Annotated in this window: 1 protein-coding gene; it reads right to left on the bottom strand. The window is 53.6% G+C overall.

Features of this window, described 5'->3' with window-relative positions; all coding sequences use genetic code 11:
* Positions 1-1,055 (bottom strand): elongation factor Tu (tuf, locus tag GVK32_RS28660; protein WP_159874234.1); only part of this gene is annotated, 1,055 nt, incomplete at both ends.

The following is a 1,055-nucleotide window of genomic DNA, read 5'->3' as shown; positions in this document are numbered from 1 at the left end:
CCGCCTTCACGGATTGCGAAACGCAGACCGTCGTCCATCGCGATCGGGTGGATCAGGGTAACAACCATTTTGATGTTGTCGCCCGGCATTACCATCTCTACGCCTTCCGGCAGTTCGATGGTGCCAGTCACGTCAGTTGTACGGAAGTAGAACTGCGGACGGTAGCCTTTGAAGAACGGAGTATGACGGCCGCCTTCATCTTTGGACAGGATGTAAACTTCAGATTCGAATTTGGTGTGCGGCTTGATAGAACCCGGCTTAGCCAGTACCTGACCACGTTCGATTTCTTCACGTTTGATACCACGCAGCAGAACACCAACGTTCTCACCAGCACGGCCTTCGTCCAGCAGTTTGCGGAACATTTCAACGCCGGTACAGGTAGACTTAACAGTCTCTTTGATACCAACGATTTCAACTTCTTCGCCAACTTTAACGATACCGCGCTCTACACGACCGGTAACAACGGTACCACGGCCGGAGATGGAGAATACGTCTTCGATAGGCAGCAGGAACGGCTTGTCGATAGCACGTTCTGGTTCCGGGATGTAAGAATCCAGGTAGCCAGCCAGTTCAACGATCTTAGCTTCCCACTCTGCTTCGCCTTCCAGCGCTTTCAGAGCAGAACCACGGATGATCGGAGTGTCGTCGCCCGGGAAATCGTACTGAGACAGCAGTTCACGAACTTCCATCTCTACCAGTTCCAGCAGCTCTTCGTCATCAACCATGTCGCATTTGTTCAGGAACACGATGATGTACGGAACGCCTACCTGACGACCCAGCAGGATGTGCTCACGAGTCTGCGGCATCGGGCCGTCAGTCGCAGCAACAACCAGGATCGCGCCATCCATCTGAGCAGCACCGGTGATCATGTTTTTAACATAGTCGGCGTGGCCCGGGCAGTCTACGTGTGCGTAGTGGCGAGTCGGGGTGTCATATTCAACGTGGGAAGTGTTGATGGTGATACCACGAGCTTTTTCTTCCGGTGCGTTATCGATCTGGTCGAATGCGCGCGCAGAACCACCGTAGGTTTTAGCCAGAACGGTAGTGATTGCAGC

The organism is Klebsiella sp. 18074 (genome assembly GCF_902705905.1).
Classification (GTDB): Bacteria; Pseudomonadota; Gammaproteobacteria; order Enterobacterales; family Enterobacteriaceae; genus Klebsiella; species Klebsiella terrigena.
Note: the sequence above shows the minus strand (reverse complement) of the source record. Positions and strands in the feature narration are given on the sequence as shown.